The 513-nt window shown below is 57.9% G+C and carries 1 protein-coding gene; it reads left to right on the top strand.

Annotated features, from left to right (window positions below):
• A partial coding sequence (locus P0D89_RS53975; protein ID WP_408379827.1) for an aminotransferase class I/II-fold pyridoxal phosphate-dependent enzyme occupies positions 1-513 on the top strand: 513 nt, incomplete at both ends.

The raw sequence follows: 513 nt of genomic DNA, 5'->3' as shown, positions 1-513 counted from the left end.
TACTGAGGATTCGCTGCTGTACGGCTCTGGATACCAGGCCAATCTCGGATGGGTCACGACCCTGCTCAGGGACGACGACGTGCTGCTCTACGACGAGTACAACCACGCCAGCCTTTATGACGGCATTGCTCTCGCGGCGACGACGACCAACCTCAAGGCAATCCGTTTCGCGCATAACGACACGGAGCATCTCGAGCGGTTGTTGATTCGCGTCCAGAAAGGTGCGGTGTCACCTAATCGTCAGATATTTGTGGCGGTCGAAGGCGTGTACTCGATGGACGGCGACCTGGCTCCCTTGCCGCGGATCAGCGAGCTTTGTGGCGAATATGGCGCGACGCTGGTGATCGACGATGCGCATGGGACTGGCGTCACGGGCAAAACCGGCCGTGGCACGTCGGAACATTTCGGAATGAAGGACGGCGTCGATATCTGCATGGGCTCCTTCAGCAAAGCTTTTGGCATGACAGGAGGGTTTCTGAGTGCAGACCGTGAGGTGATCGATTACCTCAGGTT

Origin of the sequence: Paraburkholderia sp. RL18-085-BIA-A (genome assembly GCF_046027075.1) — a bacterium.
Lineage (GTDB): Bacteria > Pseudomonadota > Gammaproteobacteria > Burkholderiales > Burkholderiaceae > Paraburkholderia.
Note: the sequence above shows the minus strand (reverse complement) of the source record. Positions and strands in the feature narration are given on the sequence as shown.